This window comes from Luteococcus sp. H101 (assembly GCF_038433155.1).
Lineage (GTDB): Bacteria > Actinomycetota > Actinomycetes > Propionibacteriales > Propionibacteriaceae > Luteococcus.
In genome coordinates this window covers 25,230-40,646 of the sequence record NZ_JBCDMW010000043.1, presented here as the reverse complement: position 1 = coordinate 40,646, position 15,417 = coordinate 25,230, and the positions used below count along the sequence as shown (strand labels likewise).

Genomic DNA, 15,417 nt, shown 5'->3' with positions numbered 1-15,417 from the left:
TCCCGGCTCGGGGGCGGCTGACCGCTAACCTCTTGTGCAGACCGGTTAGGCCAGACGAGGAGCATGCATGGGGCTGTGGAGGTGGCTGAAGCGCACCGCGTGGTCGGCACACCTCATCCGCGCCAATGACCGCTTCCAGAACCGGATGGGCAACCAGCTGGCCGGGGGGATCACCTACTTCTCGGTGCTCACCTTGGTGCCGGCGTTGATGTTCGCGTTCAGTTTCCTGGGCTGGATCCTGACGGTGGTGCGCCGCAGTTGGCTGGACCAGTTGAGCCAGCGCGCCATCCAGGAGGTCGGGGCGGTGGCCGGCGGTCCGCAGGCCATCCACCTGATCATGCAGGCGCTGAACAACTGGCGCACCGTGTTGCTGCTGGGTATTGCGTCGGCGGCCTATTCGGGTTCGGGTTGGATGGGCAACCTGCGGGGTGCGGTGCGGGCCCAGTGGCGCCCGGAGTTCGACATGAGCCCGCCCGGCCGCAACTGGCTGGCAGAGCGCTTCGTGAACCTGCTCTACTTCCTGGCTCTGATCGGGGCGCTGGCGGTCTCCTTCACCATCGTCACCCTGGCCGGGAACTTCGCGGACCAGGTGCTGGTGTGGTTGGACATCGAGCAGTCGGCGGGGATCTCCCGCACGCTGAAGTTCGGCGCCATGCTGCTGACTGTCGGGCTGTCCAGCCTGCTGTTCTGGTTCCTCTTCCACGTGCTGCCCCAGTACCAGGCGCCGCTGAAGGACCTGCTGAAGGGCTCCTTCGGCGCCGGCGTCGCGATGACGATGCTGCTCTACGGCACCACCCAGTTGATCAGCTGGTTCAGCCGCAGCCTGTCCACCGTCGTCTTCGGCAACATCATCATCGTGATGCTCTTCTTCAACGCCTTCGCCCGGCTGATCCTGTTTGCCGCGGCCTGGATCGCCACCAGCTACCAACCGGCCATCCCGCGCAAGTACTCCGAGGTGGACCTGCCGCTGCGCCGTCGCTCCGACGTGATGACGGTCCCCGGCCACTGGGAGGCCGCCGAGGCCGCCCGGCTGAGCGACGAGAAGGCCCGGCAGCGGGAGAAGCTGGCCAAGGAGGAGGCCAAGCGGTTGGAGTCGGAGCACAAGCGCCACCGTCGGCTGTTCAAGTTCTAGGCCGGAAGGAACCCGGCCACCGACCGAAGTGGATGGCCGGGCTGCAGTCCGACCTCCTGCAGGGGGTTCGGGGGACCGCGTCCCCCGAGGTCGCTGCGAGCGCGAGGAACGAGCGTGAGCAGCCCGGGCAGGCAGGCGACGAAGGAGCCGGTGCGCCTGTCCGGAACAGACGCTCGGAGCGAAGCGACTCCAAACAGAAAAGAACCCGGCCACCCACCGAAGTGGATGGCCGGGCACATTCCCAAGTACCTGCAGGGGGTTCGGGGGACCGCGTCCCCCGATGTCGCTGCGAGCGCGAGGAACGAGCGTGAGCAGCCCGGTCAGGCAGGCGACGAAGGAGCCGGTGTGCCTGTCCGGAACAGGCGCTCGGAGCGAAGCGACTCCAAACAGAAAAGAACCCGGCCACCCACCGAAGTGGATGGCCGGGCACATTCCCAAGTACCTGCAGGGGGTTCGGGGGACCGCGTCCCCCGATGTCAGTGCTCCGGCAGGTGCTGCACCGGCTTGGCGGCTGGCTGGCCGATGGCCTGCAGCATCTCGCCGAACCACGGCTGGTTGATGTCGAAGGCCTTGCCACCCTTGATCCGCTTGAAGTCGATCGCGGTCAGCTGGTCGCCATTCTCCTCGTCCTGGCCGATCACGCCGGGCTTGCCGGCCAGGGCGGAGTCGACGGCCAGATCGGTGCACTGCTTGATCAGGGCCAGGTCGGCATCGTTGGCGGCGGCGGCCCGGCTGTAGTAACCGGACTTCTGCACCATGACCTTCTCGGCCTTTAGCAGCTTGGCGAACTGGTCACCGAACCACTTGCCGGGGTTGACCTTGTCCAGCTTCACGTGACCGAAGGGATCGCGCGGGACCTCCTCGCCGGCCTTCTCCATCTCGGCGATGATCGACTCGAGGCCGGCACCCTCGGACAGGAAGATGGTGACATTGCCCACCTCGTCCATCACCTTGTTCAGGCGCTCCGCCTCGGCGGTCAGGTCGATCTCGGCCTCCGGGACGTAGACGGCGTGCACATCCCAGGCCTCCTTGCTCAGGCCGATCTCGGGGACCCAGGTCTGGACGCTGTCCAGCCATTCGCGGTACTTCTGCGTGGTGGCGGCGGTCAGCCAGCCGCAGTTTCGGCCCATGACCTCGTGCACGATCAGCATCCGCGAGCCGGAGTTGTGCTCACCGATGATGTTGCGGGCGAAGCCGGCGCCCTGTTCGGCGGCGGTCCAGGCACCCAGCGACTGCTTGATCGGGATGACATCGTTATCGATGGTCTTGGGCAGGCCGACGACGGTCAACTCGTAGTTGTTCTCGTGCAGGTAGGCGGCCAGGTCGGCAGCCGTGGTGTTGGTGTCGTCGCCACCGATGGTGTGCAGCACATCGACTCCGTCGGCCACCAGGCGATCGGCGGCCACCTTCAGCGGGTCGTCGCCCTCCTTGACCAGACCGCGCTTGACCAGGTCCTTGGCATTGGTGAGCTTGACCCGGGAGTTTCCGATGGGCGAGCCACCGTACTGGTGCAGGATGGCGGCGTTCTCCCGCACGGCGGGGGTCACGGTGAAGTAGTCGCCCTTGAGCAGGCCCTGGTATCCGTGCTTGTAGGCGATGATCTCGACGTCGGGGGCAACCTCGGTGTAGCGCTCGATGAGCCCGCCGACGGCGGACGACAGACACGGGGCAAATCCGCCCGCGGTGAGCAGCGCAACCTTCTTGACCATGGGGTCCAGACCTTTCGTAGAAGACTTGTGTTCTCAGCCTAGCCAACCGGGGCCCGGCCCACAGGCGCAGGGCGAGCCCAGCTGGTGGCAGCCACTGGTCATAGTCGGCAGGGTGCTGTCAGACTCCGGCCATGGGGACTGGGCAGCAAGGAAAGGATCAGCGGGGCGTGAGCGTGTCGGTGCTGACCACGGCGGTGATGATGGCGATCTTCCTGGTGGCCGGTCTGGTGGTGGATGGCACGGCGCAGGTGCGTGCCCACCGTCGGGCCGAGGTGGTGGCGGCCCGGGCGGCCCGTTCCGGAACCGACGCCAGCGCATCGCACCGACTGGTGGGTTCCGATGGGACCCAGGAGGCGCTGGCGGCCGCGCGGCAGGTGCTCGCCTCGGAAGGTGTGGTGGGTGAGGTGTCCGCCAGTGAGGGCCGGGTGGCGGTCACCACCAGCACCTCCGCCGAGACCACCTTCCTGTCCTTGCTGGGGATCTCCACCCTGTCCGCCACCGGCAGCGCCAGCGGGGAACTGGTGCGTGTGAAAGATCGCTGAATGTGCCAGCGAGTGAGCTGGTTTCCGGCGGGGGAATGGGCAAGGATGAGGCCATGGTCCGCAGATCCACCACGTCGGCATCGGAAGAACGCGACGTGCGTTTCTCCCGGGCCCTGAGTGAGGCGATCGCGCGGCAGCCATTGACTCTGGAGCAACTGACCCGGCGGCTGCGGGAGGCCGGCACGCCGGTCTCCCAGGCCACCCTGAGCTACTGGCAGCGGGGCCGCTCACTGCCCACCAAGGAGGGGTCGCTGGAGGCGATCGCCAACCTGGAGCGGATCTTGCGCATGCCGGTGGGGCATCTGACCAGCGCGCTGCCGCATGACGCGTTCAGCCGGTGGGACTTCGTCGAGGCGCTGCCCTCTGCCGAGCGGGCGCGCGCGGTGCTGGACAGCATGGGCCTGGACGGCCTGGATGACTTCCAGACCCGCTATGTGCACGACGACGTCCGGATCCTGGCCGATGACCAGTCCCGGGTGGAGACCACCCGGGAACTCGTCCGGGCCAGCCGCGACGGGATTGAGCGCACCGCCCTGCTCTTCCTGCGCACCGAATGGGATGCGGACGTCCCGCGGATCGAGCCCGGCGTGGGATGCGAACTGGGCCGGGTGGTGGATCTGGACCGCTCCGGCTTCCTGCTGGTGGAACTGCTGCTTGCCCGACGGTTGGACAAGGGCGACGACTTCTACCGCAGCTCCACGGTCCACTGGTGCCTGAGCGAGCCCCGGGCTTCCTCCGACGTCCAGCGCGTGCTGGCCAACAGCATTCCGTTCGTGATCCTGGAGGCCTCCTTCGAGGGCGCCGCCCCGGCCAATGCCTGGTACGAGACGACGCCCTACGAGTTCGCCCCCGAGGATCAGCCCGAGCGGCTGCGGCAGCGGGTGGCTGCGGGACCGCACCTGCAGGTCTGCCTGTCGGATCCACCACCGGGCTGGCACCTGATGACCTGGGACTTCGGAGGCGACCATGACTGAGCCCGTCGCGGGGGAGCACCAGGACCGGACACCGACCTTCGGCGAGACGCTGAGCGGGTACCTGGCCCACCACCCGATGTCGCTGGACCAGCTGAGCCGGGAACTGGGCCGCCTGGGGACGCCCTTGTCCACGGCCACCCTGAGCTACTGGTGCACCGGCCGTTCCCTGCCGTCGCGGCCCAGGTCCAAGCAGGCCGTCGTCCATCTGGAGCGGCTGCTGGAGTTGGCCCCGGGCAGCCTGGTCAGCGCCCTGCCCGGCCCGCTCAATGCCAGCTGGAGCCCGGGCGTCGGCATGTCGGACCCGGGCCGGGTGCTGGCCCTGGTGGCCGGTTGGGGTCTGGACATTGACCGGCACGTCGGGGTGCGGATGACCACGGACCGGGCGTTGCTCGGTGCGGATCGGCGCGGCATGCGCCAGGACTGCTTCCAGCTCCAGTGGGGCGAGGCGCCCGCCACCGAGCGGATGCCGATCGCCGTCCCCCTGCCCACGCCCGACGCCGAGGCGGTCGAGGTACTGGGTGACCATGGATGTCCGGTGGGCCGGAGCGCCGTTCTGGACTCCCTGCTGGTGATGGAGCTCGTGCTGGATCGGCCGCTGTTGCGCGGCGACCTGCGCCAACTGCACTACCGGATCCGGTGGCAGTGCCAGACGCCCATTGCCGCGCTGACCAGGCGGGTTCCACTCGTGATGGACATGGTGGTGCTCTCGGTCAGGTTCCAGGGCGAGCCGCCCGGCCGGGTGCGGCACGTCCTCCGCCGGGAGGACGACACCCCGGCGTCGGCGGTGGAACTGACCGCGGGCAGGGAGGTCCAGCAGTGCCTGTCGGCAGCACCCGTCGGGCTGCACCAGCTGGTGTGGGACGGCGAGCAGAGTGACGTGTAGATTCGGCCCATGGCTCGCTACCTGGACGTGCATCCCGCCAATCCCCAGCCCCGCGCGCTGGTCCAGGCCGCCGCGGTGATCCGCGACGGCGGACTGGTGGCCTATCCGACGGACTCCGGCTTCGCCCTGGGCTGCCAGATGGGCAACCGGGACGCCCTGGAGAGGATCCGGCGGCTCCGCAAACTGGATGACAAGCACCACTTCACCCTGGTGGTGAGCGAGTTCGGCCAGCTGGGGGAGTGGGTGGAGATGGACAACTGGGAATTCCGGGCCATCAAGGCCGCCACCCCCGGGCCGTACACCTTCATCCTGCGCGCCACCCGCGAGCTGCCCAAGGCCATGCTCCACCCCAAGAAGCGCACCGTCGGGGTCCGGATCCCGGACCATGTCACGGCGCGGGCGCTGCTGGCCGAGCTGGGGGAGCCGCTCACCTCGTCCTCGCTGATCCTGCCGGACACCGACGAGCCCTTGACCGACGGCTGGAGCATCGCCGACGAACTGGCACACGACGTGGACCTGGTGCTGGACTCCGGGGACGTCGGCACCGGCCCCACCACCGTGGTGGACTTCACCGGCGACGAGGTGCTGGTGGTCAGGGAGGGCGCCGGGGATCCGGAACCCTTCCGGGAGTGACGGCCGCCCGGCCAGTCCCGGAAGCGCACCGGCTGGGGCGGGTGGCTAGGTTTGTTGCCATGACCAATCCCTTGCTGGCACCCAGCACCCGGCCCTTCGGCCTGCCCGACTTCAGCGCCCTGCGGGTGGAGCACTACCGCGAGGCCATGGAGGTGGGGCTGGCCGAGCAACGAGCCGAGGTGGCGGCGATCCGTCACAATCCCGAGCCGCCGAGCTTCAAGAACACCGTGCTGGCGCTGGAGGCCTCGGGCCGGACGCTGGGCCGCACCCAACGGGTCTTCTGGAACAAGGTGGCTGCCGACTCCGACGAAGCGGTGCGCGCCCTGCAGGCTGAGCTGGCTCCCCGGTTGGCCGAGCACCGGGACGGCATCATGCTGGACCGGGAGCTCTTCGGCCGGGTGAGCGCGGTCCGGGAGCAGCTGGCCGGCGAGCCTGCCGGCCGGGACCCGGAGGAGGTGCAGCTCACCGAGCGCACGTGGCGGCAGATGCAGCTGGCCGGCGCGGCCTTGAGCGAACAGGACAAGACCCGGCTGGTGGCGCTGAACCAGGAGCTCTCCCGGCTCACCACCCGCTTCCAGGACAACCTGCTGGCGGAGACCAATGACTGCGCCGTGCTCTTTGACGATGCCGCGGAGCTGGACGGCCTGACGGCCGGTCAGCTGGCCGCCTGCGCCAGCGCCGCCGAGGCCCGGGGCAAGCCGGGCAAGTACCTGGTGACCCAGATGTTGTTCACCGACCATCCCTACCTGGCGCAGCTGACCTGCCGGGAGAGCCGCGAGCGGATCCACCGGGCGTCGACCAGCCGGGGCAATCGCGGCAATGAGCAGGACAACAATGACCTGGTCCGCCGGATCAGTGCGCTGCGGGCACAGCGGGCGGGCCTGCTGGGTTTCGCGAACCACGCCAGCCTGGTGGCCAGCGACGAGACGATCGGCAGCACGGAGCGAATCGACCAGGTGGTCTACCCGCTGGCGGCCCCGGCGATGGCGAACTTGCAGCGCGAGGCGTTGCTGCTGGCCGAACGCAGCGGCGCGCCGCTGGAGCCGTGGGACTGGTCCTACTGGGCCGAGCGGGTGCGCGCCGAGGTGCATGACGTGGACACCGCCCGGCTGCGGGAGTGGTTCAGCTATGACCGGGTGCTGGTCGACGGGGTCTTCTGGGCCGCCACCCAGCTCTACGGCATCACCTTCCGCGAGCGTGCGGAGCTGGAGACCTACCACCGCGATGTCCGGGCCTTCGAGGTCTTTGACGCCGACGGCAGCCCGCTGGGGCTCTTCCTGCACGACGTCTTCACCCGGGACTCCAAGCGTCGTGGTGCCTGGATGAACAACCTGGTGGAGCAGAACCTGCTCTTCGACGAGCTGCCGGTGGTCTGCAACAACCTCAACGTGCCCAAGCCGCCGCCCGGGGAGCCGGTGCTGCTCAGCCTGGACGAGGTGACCACCATGTTCCACGAGTTCGGGCATGCGCTGCACGGTCTGTTGAGCCGGGTCCGTTTCCCGAGCCTGTCGGGCACCAATGTGCCGCGGGACTTCGTCGAGTTCCCCAGCCAGGTCAACGAGATGTGGCTGACCTGGCCGGAGGTGGTGGACCACTACGCCCGGCACCACGTCACCGGGGAACCGATCGAGCCGGACCTGCTGCGTCGGCTGGCCGACAGCCAGCGGTTCAACCAGGGCTTCGCGACCACCGAGTACCTGGCGACCGCGCTGCTGGACCAGGAATGGCACCGGCTGGCGCCCGGGCAGGAGGCGGCCGACGTCCAGGCCTTCGAGGCCCAGGCGCTCGAGCGGGTCGGCCTGGCGAACGACCTGGTGCCCCCGCGCTACCGCAGCACCTACCTGGCGCACAGCTTCGCCGGCGGGTACGACGCGGGCTACTACTCCTATATCTTCTCCGAGGTCCTGGACGCCGACACCGTCCAGTGGTTCCGCCAGAACGGTGGCCTGACGCGAGCCAATGGTCAGCACTTCCGCGACGAGGTGCTCTCCCGCGGCTTCACCCGGGACCCGCTGGCCAGTTTCCGGGCCTTTCGGGGCCGCGACGCCGAGATCCAGCCGCTGCTGGAGCGCCGCGGCCTGGACTGATGCCCCTGACCACTGCAGTGGCTGTGGGGGCGGCACGCCCCCACAGTCAGCAGTGGTACGTGTCGCTGGGGGCGGGGAAGTGGTGGTAGCCGTCGGGCGGGGTCATGCCGTAGCTCTGGGCCAGGGAGAGGATCTTGTTGGCGCGGGCCAGCCGGGGCAGGTCGGAGCCGTTGCGGATCTGGCCACCGGCGTCGTTGAACTCCTTGAGGAAGTCCAGCGCCCAGGACATGTCGTTGATGCTGGGGGACAGGATCTCGTTGACGGTGTGGGTCTGCTCCGGCATCAGGCAGATCTTGCCGGTCATGCCGAACTGGCTGGTGATGCCGGCGGACTCGGCCAGCGCGACGCCGGTGGCACCCACCGCCGGGCCGTCGATCGGCCCGGGCAGCCCGGCGCCGCGGGCGGCGATGGTGAACTGGCTACGGGTGTAGGCCAAGGTGGTGGGGTCGTCGGCGAAGCCGGTGTCGCGACGGTAGTCGCCCAGCCCGAAGGCCAGCCGGAAGGTGTTGCGGCTCTCGGCGATCTCCTTGAGGTGCTGGATCCCGCGGGCGGTCTCCACCAGGGCGACGATGCGGGTGTCCGGGACCAGCGCGGCCGTCCGGATCACGTGCTCGGGGGATTCCACCATGGCCAGGAAGATGCCCTGCAGGCCCGGCAGCCCGGCCAGGGAGCGGCAGTCCTGCTCCCACCATTCGGTGCCGAAACCATTGATCCGGACCCAGGCCTGGTTCTCGGCCGACGCCAGGTACTCCAGCACATTGGCCCGGGCCTGCTCCTTGTTCCCGGGCGCGACGGCGTCCTCGATGTCCAGCACCACGACGTCGGCCTGGCCCACGTGGGTGTAGCGCTCGGCGTGCAGGGCGTTGACGAGCAGCCAGGAACGGGCGAGCTCGGGGCCAATGGCGGGTGCGGCGGTCACGGTGGGGCCTTTCTGCGCTGGGCGGGGCGGTTGCGCAGAGGCTATCGGGAGCGCCGAGCGGCCGGGCGGAGTCCCATGAATTGAGACCAAACGTCTCAATTCTGGGGTTCAGTCGTCCTCGATCTCCTCCCCGGCCAGCGCCCGGGCAGCCAGCGTCTCGCTCTGGGCCACCTCCCAGACCTCCTTGGCCGCGGTGACATTCAGGGCGACGATCACCAGGCCGAGCGCGATGTCCGGCCAGCCGGAGCGGGTGAACCAGGTCAGCGCGCCCATCGCGATGATGGCGAGGTTGGCGAGCACGTCATTGCGGGCGGCCAGGAAGGCGGCGGCCGTCATCGAGCCACCGTGGTGGCGCCAGCGCGCCAGCAGCCAGGTGCACACCGCATTCACGACGATGGCACCCCCCGCGGTGACCACCAGGGAGAGCACCTCGGGCGGTTCCGGCTGCCGGAACTTGCTGACGGCCTGCCAGACCGCGGCCAGGGCCGGGAGCAGGATGATGCCAGCCATCACCTTGCCGGCCAGCGCGCGTCGCGACAGGCTCCAACCCAGCGCCAGCGCGATCAGACTGTTGACCGCGAAGTCCTCGAAGAAGTCCACCGAGTCCGCGAACAGGCTGACCGAGCCGATCAGCAGCGCCACCGCGCCCTCGATGAAGAAGTAGGCCAGGTTCAACAAGGCCACCAGCAGGACGGTGCGACGCAGGCTTGTTCGCAGGGCGGGGGAGTCGTCCAGGGTGGGGGAAGGTTCGCTCACGCGGGAATCCTACGCGCAGCAACTAGGCTGGCCCGCATGGCATCTCCACCCCGGGTCTCCCTGCGTCGGGTCACACCCGACGGCGTCGCGAGTGACCTGGTGGGTGAGCTGGTGCGCGCTGACCAGCAGGAAGTGGTGCTGCTGCCCGCCGGGCGAGGCCCCGTGACCATTCCGCGCAGCCAGATCAGGGCGCTGCGACGGGTTCCGGCCCGGGTGGTGCGGCCCAGCTCCCGGACCGACGACCTGCAGCGAGTGATGGCCCAGGGCTGGCCCGGGATCCGCACCGTACGGATGGGTGGCTGGAGCCTGCACCTGGGGGAGGGCTATTCCCGTCGGGCCAATTCCTGCCATCCCACCGGGGATCCGGAGCGTGAGCTGGGCATCGCGATCGATCAGGTGGCCGCCTTCTATGCCCAGCACGCCCTGACTCCCTGCTTCCTGCTCGCCGCCCGGGACCGGCGGGCCGACGAGCCGGCGGTGGCACTGGATGCCGCGCTGGCGGAGCGTGGCTGGCTTGTCCGCACCCCCTCCCGCGTGATGGTCAGGGACCTGCGCGAACCGCTCGAACCGCAGCCGGTCAGGCTGCACTGGCACGACGAACCGGACGGGACCTGGCTGGGGCTGGAACCGTCGGATCACCCCGGCCGGCTGGCGGTGCTCTCGTCGGCTCCGGCGCACTATGCCACCTTGCACCTGGACGGCCAGCCGGTGGGCTGTGGCCGGCTGGTGATCACCGATGACTGGGCCGGGCTGAGCTGTCTGTTCGTCACCCCCGCCGCCCGCGGCGCCGGACATGGCAGTGCCCTGGCCATCGCGATGATGGCCAGGGCACATGAGCTGGGGGCCAGGTTCTGCTACCTGCAGTTGGCCGACGACAATGACTCAGCCCAGCGGCTGTACCAGTCGCTGGGCTTCGTCGTGCACCATCGCTACCACTACCGGGAACTGGTCGGCTGACTCGCTCCGGGCGCGGTCAGCTGAGGATCCGCAGCTGGTGGCGGTAGGAGTAGTCCTGGCCCTGCAGGGCGCGCAGCCCCGCGCGGGTGTGGGTCCACAGCATCAGGATCGCGGCGATGATGATCATCGGGACACCGACCGGGATCAGGATCAGGGTGTAGCAGAGGACCTGGCCGATGATCATCATGATGTTGGCCCAGATGTTGAAGTTGAAGGCGCCGGCCGCGGCATGCCGGACGTAGCGCGAACGGTCCTTGTACATCAGCCACATCAGCAGCGGCCCGGCGAAGCTCAGCCAGCCGACGCTGATCACCATGGCGATGATCGTGGAGAAGTGTGCCAGCGCGGCCGCGGTGCGGTCCTCGGTGGGGATGTGGTGGTCGACGGGGTTCTGGTAGCCGGTGTTGTAGTAGTTGCTCATGTCTCCATGGTGGCCCACCGGGGCGTCATCCGCGCCGGATCACGGGACGGGTCCGGGGTCTTGTCAGGGTTGCTTCCGGGGCTGCCCGCGCGTCGGGTCATCAGGGATGCACCATGGTCTGGCTAGGCTGTTCCCCATGACCGGAATGCTGGTGTTCGAGCTCGCGGGGATCCTGCTGCTCGCCCTGCCCCTGGTCGTGCTGCTGGTCTGGGCAGCCGCCCGGGAGTCCCGGCTGCGTTCCGAACAGGCCAACCAGGCCCTGGACGCCGCCCAGCGGCTGGTGGACGTCGAGGTCCGCAAGGACCCGCCCTGAACCCGGTTCAGAGCTTGGTGCGCAGCCTGTGCCGGGTGACCTCGTCAATGCCCAGCCCGTCGCGCAGATAGCCGTCCAGCCCGCCGTGGCGGGCGGTCACCTCGTCCAGCCCGGCCTGCAGGAAGGCCAGGTCCACCATGTTCATCGGACGGTTGCGCAGCGCTCGCTTGCGCCCCCCGCGCGCCCGGTCCAGCCGCCAGCGCAGCCGCATCATGGGGTCCACCAGGGGCTGGCTGGCCAGGTAGTCGGCCCGGATCTGGGCCGGGTAGTCGCCGTGGATGTGCTGCAGCAGCAGGGCAATCCACCCGGTGCGGTCCTTGCCGTCGGTGCAGTGGAAGAGCACTGCCCCCGGCTCGTCGGCGATCGCCCGCAGCGTCTCGCCGATCCGCTCCCGCTGTCCCTCGTCGGTGACCATCCGGCGATAGCGGGCCTGCATCGCGGCGATGGTGTCGGCCTCGGTGATCCGCTGACCGGGGGTGGAGTGGCCGGTGCCGTGCAGGTCGATCAGCCGGTGCCGCACCCCCTCCAGCGGTGGATCCGGGAAGTTCGCGGCCACCGTCACCGTGCGCAGGTCGATCACCAGCCGAATGCCGAGCTCCTGGATGCGGCGGCGGTCGGCGGCCGTCGCACCCCACAGCAGCGACGAGCGGTAGACCCCCGTGCCGGGCCGGGTGGTGGCCGTCACCGGCCGCAGGTTGTAGACCCCGAAGGGGACATTCACCCGATGGGTGGCGGCGCGCAGCAGGCTCAGGCTGTTCATGTTGATGACCCTAGCCGCACGGGTTCGCACCCCACGGCTCCGGGCCCCGACGGGTTCACGTCGGGGCCCGGAGGCTGGTGCGACTCAGCGGACGGTGACCCAGTAGCTGCGGGTCACGGTGCTGGGCTTCTTGGTGCCGCAGTAGTAGCCCTTCACGGTGACCTTGTAGCGGCCGGGCTTGGCGTAGCGATGGGTCAGGTTGGGGGTCTTGCCCTGGAACTTCACCACGGTGCCCTTGCGCAGGCAGGACAGGCCACCCAGGCCATCGCCACCGTCACTGGTGCCGTCTCCGAAGGTGATGTAGTAGCCCGCGGACTCCTTGAGGGCGTAGCTGCGTCGGCCGTCGGTGGCCTTGTACTGGTAGCCGGCCTCGGCGTAGCGGTAGGTCAGGGTGCGGCCCTTGACCTTGTGCCAGGTGCCGATGGACATCCAGGGCAGCCGGGGGCGGGCCTTCTTGGCGGTCGGCTTCTTGGTGGCCACCTTCTGAGCAACGACCTTCTGGGGAGCCGGGCTGACGGAGCTGCTGGACGCAAGCGCCGGGGCGAGGGCGAGGCCACCGACGAGGGCGGCGCTGGCGGCAAGGCTGGACATGGTGCGGATGGTGCTCATGATCTGGTCCTCCTGACAGATGCTGGTGGAGCTGGTTGAGCGAACCCCGCGCGCTGGATTCATCGTCTCTACGCACGCGGCGAAGCCCCGGACTCACCCCACCCGCCGCCTTCAGCGCGCCTTCAGCTTGCGGGCAGGTGGGCCAGTTCGTCGGCGATGTTCGCCCGGGCGGACCGCTCGAACCACTCCCGGGCCGCCGGGCTGCCAAAGAGTCGCTCGGTGGACAGGAATCCCTCCAGCACCGCGCGTCGCCCGGCGGCCCAGCGCTGGTCATCCAGGGCGCCGTACTCCACCCGGATGTCCCGCACGGAGACGTGGTAGCGGCCCGGGGCACTGGCCAGGATCGCCAGGTCGGCGTCGCAGAGGCGGGTGCCGGCCGGGTCCCCGGGCTCGGCGGCATGCGCGATGGTGAGCAGCACCAGCCTCTCCACCTCGGCCACCACGGGGCGGGGGAGCCCGGCGGCGGTGAGCTGCCGGACGGCCAGGGCGGCCGAGTCCCGCTCGTCCTGGCCGGGCACACCCCGGTAGACCGCGTCGTGCCAGGCCGTCGCCAGCACCTCCGCATCGGACGGGTGGGGCAGGCCCTCGGCCCGGGCCAGGCGGTCGAGGGTGCGCAGCATCTCGTCCAGGTGGCGGAGGTCGTGATAGCGCCGCTCGTCGGCCCCGTAGCGGGCCAACAGGTCGTCGACGGTGGCCTGCTGGCCGGGCAGCATGGCCAGCAGGCGCTCCCGGACTCGGTGGTGCGCGACGTGGGTCCGGGGGGCGCGCTGCGCGGGCAGGATGCGGATGCCACTGGTGCGCAACCGGTCCACCAGCTCGCGCTCGTGCACCTGCCGGGCGCCGACGGCCAGCGCGTCCGGCACCCGGTCAGCCCGCAGGTCGTAGTGGTCGTGGTCGAAGGCCAGCGGACTCAGGCCGGCACGCCGGGCGGCGTCGTGCAGCTCCCACAGGGTGGTGTCGCTCACCATGTGGCCATAGAGGCTGCCATGGGCGGGCCAGCGCGGCTCGTCGATCAGGATCATTCAGAACAGTCCGTTCACCCAGTGCTCCAGCCCGGCGCAGGCACAGGCCAACAGCACGCTGACAAAGGTGCCGATGATGAAGCGTTCCGCGGCCCCGCTGGTGGTGGCCTTCAGCTCGGGATAGCGGGCCAGCCCCTTCACGGCCAGACAGATCGCGATCGCCTCCGGGTAGTGCGCCACCAGACCGGCATAGATCGCCAGCCGCTCCAGCCGCCCGATCCAGGAGCCGCCGGGCAGCTGGGTGGCGGCGGCCAGCACCCCCGGCGTCTGGTGGTCCGCGCCATCGGGGGTGGGGCGCTTGCGGTCCGCCCGACGAAAGAGGGCCCGCACCAGTGGTCCGCCGGCGGCCACGGCCAGCAGCCCGAAGCCGGCCACCACCAGCACCTCCAGCAGGTGGTGCACGACGGGATTCATCGCGGCCCCCTCAGCCGGGCCAGCAGCCCGACGCACAGTTCCGCGGCGCGCTGGCCCAGCTCGTGCCCGGCCCGCTGGTGACGCTGGCTGGCGGCCGAGGCGCTGATGCCCAGGCGGGCCGCGGCCTCGCCCACGCCCAAGCCCTGCTCCAAGAGGTCCACCATCTGCCACCCTTCCTCGCTGCGCCGCGCCAGGATGTCCTGGAACAGCCACAGTGCCGTCTCGGCCTGACGAGCCGCCTGCCCGTCGCTGACAGCGTAGGGGGCCCCGGTGACAGTTTCTGGGTCCGCCAGCTCCAACGCCAGGCCCGAACGAGTAGTGTGCGCCCGCTCCACCGCGGCGCGCGCCGCGTGGTAGGCAGGGCCGCGCGCCTCCCGGGTGGAGGAGGGCAGCGGGGCCTCCACCGCCCCACAACCAATCCCGATCCACCACCCCGCCTGCCGGGTCAGGCACGCGACGGCCGCCACCACCGCCGCCGGGTCGTCGGTGAGCAACTGCACCTCGTCCCCGGCGGTGCGCTCCGGGCTGAGCAGCACCCGGCCCGCCAGCACCGCGGTGAGCGCCGTGAGCGCGTCCGGCACGCGGTCCGGCGCACTGCGAGAGCCCTGTTGGTCCACCGTCAGGGCGTACACCAAGCCTGGATCCTTCACCCGACCATGTTAAGGGCAATGCCTTCATTGGGCCAGATGAAGCCCGTGGGCTTCCATCTGGTGTCCGATCCGTGGGCAGAGCCGGTTCGTTGTGCTAGACAGGGGTCATGGCAACTACCGCTTTCAAGGGCACCCCCGTCAACACCTCCGGCGAGCTTCCCGCCGTCGGCTCCGCCGCCCCGGCCTTCAGCCTGGTGGGCAAGGACCTGTCCGACGTCACCTCCGACCAGTACCGCGGCAAGCGCTTGGTGCTGAACATCTTCCCCAGCGTGGACACCGGCGTGTGCGCCACCAGCGTCCGCACGTTCAACCAGCTGGCTTCCGGGCTGGACAACACCGTCGTGGTGTGTGCCAGCAAGGACCTGCCCTTCGCCCAGGCGCGCTTCTGCGGCGCCGAGGGCCTGGACAATGTGGTGGTGGGTTCCGACTTCCGCGGCAGCTTCGGTGAGGACTACGGCCTGGTCCAGACCGAGGGCCCGCTGCAGGGGCTGCTGGCCCGCGCCGTCGTGGTGCTGGACGAGCAGGGCACCGTGCTGCACAGCCAGCTGGTGGAAGAGATCACCACCGAGCCGGACTACGACGCCGCCGTCGCCGCGCTCAACTGATCCCAGCCAGGACATCGCGTTCGGCCCGTTC

The 15,417-nt window shown here is 69.7% G+C and carries 18 protein-coding genes; 9 read left to right on the top strand and 9 right to left on the bottom strand.

Going from position 1 to position 15,417, the window contains the following annotated elements; translation table 11 throughout:
* The first annotated feature begins 67 nt into the window (after positions 1-67).
* Positions 68-1,132 (top strand): YhjD/YihY/BrkB family envelope integrity protein, encoded by a 1,065-nt coding sequence (locus AAEX60_RS15825; protein ID WP_342104879.1) that lies wholly within the window; start codon positions 68-70, stop codon positions 1,130-1,132.
* Positions 1,133-1,608: 476 nt separating this feature from the next.
* On the opposite strand, the gene AAEX60_RS15820 is transcribed toward AAEX60_RS15825, so the two are convergent.
* Positions 1,609-2,841, bottom strand: coding sequence for a pyrophosphate--fructose-6-phosphate 1-phosphotransferase (locus AAEX60_RS15820; protein WP_342104877.1), 1,233 nt, complete (start codon positions 2,839-2,841; stop codon positions 1,609-1,611).
* A 167-nt stretch (positions 2,842-3,008) separates the two neighbouring features.
* On the opposite strand from AAEX60_RS15820, the gene AAEX60_RS15815 reads away from it, so the two are divergent.
* From AAEX60_RS15815 to AAEX60_RS15795, 5 genes are read left to right on the top strand one after another with little or no spacing between them, the layout of a single operon-like run.
* A complete protein-coding gene (locus AAEX60_RS15815; protein ID WP_342104874.1) occupies positions 3,009-3,383 on the top strand; it encodes a pilus assembly protein TadG-related protein in 375 nt (124 codons plus the stop codon).
* Positions 3,384-3,436: 53 nt separating this feature from the next.
* The gene (locus AAEX60_RS15810; protein ID WP_342104871.1) at positions 3,437-4,357 is read left to right on the top strand and encodes a hypothetical protein; all 921 of its coding nucleotides are present in this window, start codon (positions 3,437-3,439) and stop codon (positions 4,355-4,357) included.
* Complete coding sequence (locus AAEX60_RS15805) at positions 4,350-5,240, top strand: hypothetical protein (RefSeq protein ID WP_342104870.1); 891 nt, start codon at positions 4,350-4,352, stop codon at positions 5,238-5,240. The genes AAEX60_RS15810 and AAEX60_RS15805 overlap by 8 nt, the downstream gene beginning before the upstream one ends.
* A 9-nt stretch (positions 5,241-5,249) precedes the next feature.
* A complete protein-coding gene (locus AAEX60_RS15800; RefSeq protein WP_342104868.1) occupies positions 5,250-5,873 on the top strand; it encodes an L-threonylcarbamoyladenylate synthase in 624 nt (207 codons plus the stop codon).
* Positions 5,874-5,932: 59 nt separating this feature from the next.
* On the top strand, positions 5,933-7,960 hold the full coding sequence (locus AAEX60_RS15795; RefSeq protein ID WP_342104866.1) for a M3 family metallopeptidase: 2,028 nt from the start codon (positions 5,933-5,935) through the stop codon (positions 7,958-7,960).
* A 46-nt stretch (positions 7,961-8,006) separates the two neighbouring features.
* Here AAEX60_RS15795 and AAEX60_RS15790 read toward each other — a convergent pair whose 3' ends face one another.
* A complete protein-coding gene (locus tag AAEX60_RS15790; protein WP_342104863.1) occupies positions 8,007-8,879 on the bottom strand; it encodes an HpcH/HpaI aldolase/citrate lyase family protein in 873 nt (290 codons plus the stop codon).
* A gap of 108 nt (positions 8,880-8,987) precedes the next feature.
* Positions 8,988-9,635 carry a cation transporter gene (locus tag AAEX60_RS15785; protein WP_342104861.1) on the bottom strand — a complete coding sequence of 216 codons (648 nt, stop codon included), beginning with the start codon at positions 9,633-9,635 and terminating at the stop codon, positions 8,988-8,990.
* Between the two features lie 36 nt (positions 9,636-9,671).
* Here AAEX60_RS15785 and AAEX60_RS15780 point away from each other — a divergent pair, with 36 nt between their 5' ends.
* Positions 9,672-10,592, top strand: coding sequence for a GNAT family N-acetyltransferase (locus AAEX60_RS15780; RefSeq protein ID WP_342104858.1), 921 nt, complete (start codon positions 9,672-9,674; stop codon positions 10,590-10,592).
* Positions 10,593-10,608: 16 nt separating this feature from the next.
* On the opposite strand, the gene AAEX60_RS15775 is transcribed toward AAEX60_RS15780, so the two are convergent.
* Entirely contained in the window at positions 10,609-11,013 is a 405-nt protein-coding gene (locus AAEX60_RS15775; RefSeq protein WP_342104856.1) for a DUF4870 domain-containing protein, read from the bottom strand.
* Between the two features lie 136 nt (positions 11,014-11,149).
* On the opposite strand from AAEX60_RS15775, the gene AAEX60_RS15770 reads away from it, so the two are divergent.
* Entirely contained in the window at positions 11,150-11,326 is a 177-nt protein-coding gene (locus AAEX60_RS15770) for a hypothetical protein (RefSeq protein WP_342104854.1), read from the top strand.
* Positions 11,327-11,333: 7 nt separating this feature from the next.
* Here the strand turns inward: AAEX60_RS15770 and AAEX60_RS15765 are convergent, their stop codons facing one another.
* The 5 genes from AAEX60_RS15765 to AAEX60_RS15745 form a co-directional block, all read right to left on the bottom strand.
* Positions 11,334-12,086, bottom strand: coding sequence for a tyrosine-protein phosphatase (locus AAEX60_RS15765; protein ID WP_342104852.1), 753 nt, complete (start codon positions 12,084-12,086; stop codon positions 11,334-11,336).
* An 84-nt stretch (positions 12,087-12,170) separates the two neighbouring features.
* Positions 12,171-12,695, bottom strand: a complete 525-nt coding sequence (locus AAEX60_RS15760) for a hypothetical protein (protein WP_342104850.1) — start codon at positions 12,693-12,695, stop codon at positions 12,171-12,173.
* Positions 12,696-12,817: 122 nt separating this feature from the next.
* On the bottom strand, positions 12,818-13,717 hold the full coding sequence (locus tag AAEX60_RS15755; RefSeq protein WP_342104848.1) for a DUF4031 domain-containing protein: 900 nt from the start codon (positions 13,715-13,717) through the stop codon (positions 12,818-12,820).
* Positions 13,718-14,131 (bottom strand): hypothetical protein, encoded by a 414-nt coding sequence (locus AAEX60_RS15750; protein ID WP_342104846.1) that lies wholly within the window; start codon positions 14,129-14,131, stop codon positions 13,718-13,720.
* Positions 14,128-14,766, bottom strand: coding sequence for a transposase (locus tag AAEX60_RS15745; protein ID WP_446721328.1), 639 nt, complete (start codon positions 14,764-14,766; stop codon positions 14,128-14,130). Before AAEX60_RS15745 ends, AAEX60_RS15750 begins: the two co-directional genes overlap by 4 nt.
* A gap of 122 nt (positions 14,767-14,888) precedes the next feature.
* Here AAEX60_RS15745 and tpx point away from each other — a divergent pair, with 122 nt between their 5' ends.
* Complete coding sequence (gene tpx, locus AAEX60_RS15740) at positions 14,889-15,386, top strand: thiol peroxidase (RefSeq protein ID WP_342104842.1); 498 nt, start codon at positions 14,889-14,891, stop codon at positions 15,384-15,386.
* Positions 15,387-15,417 lie beyond the last annotated feature (31 nt).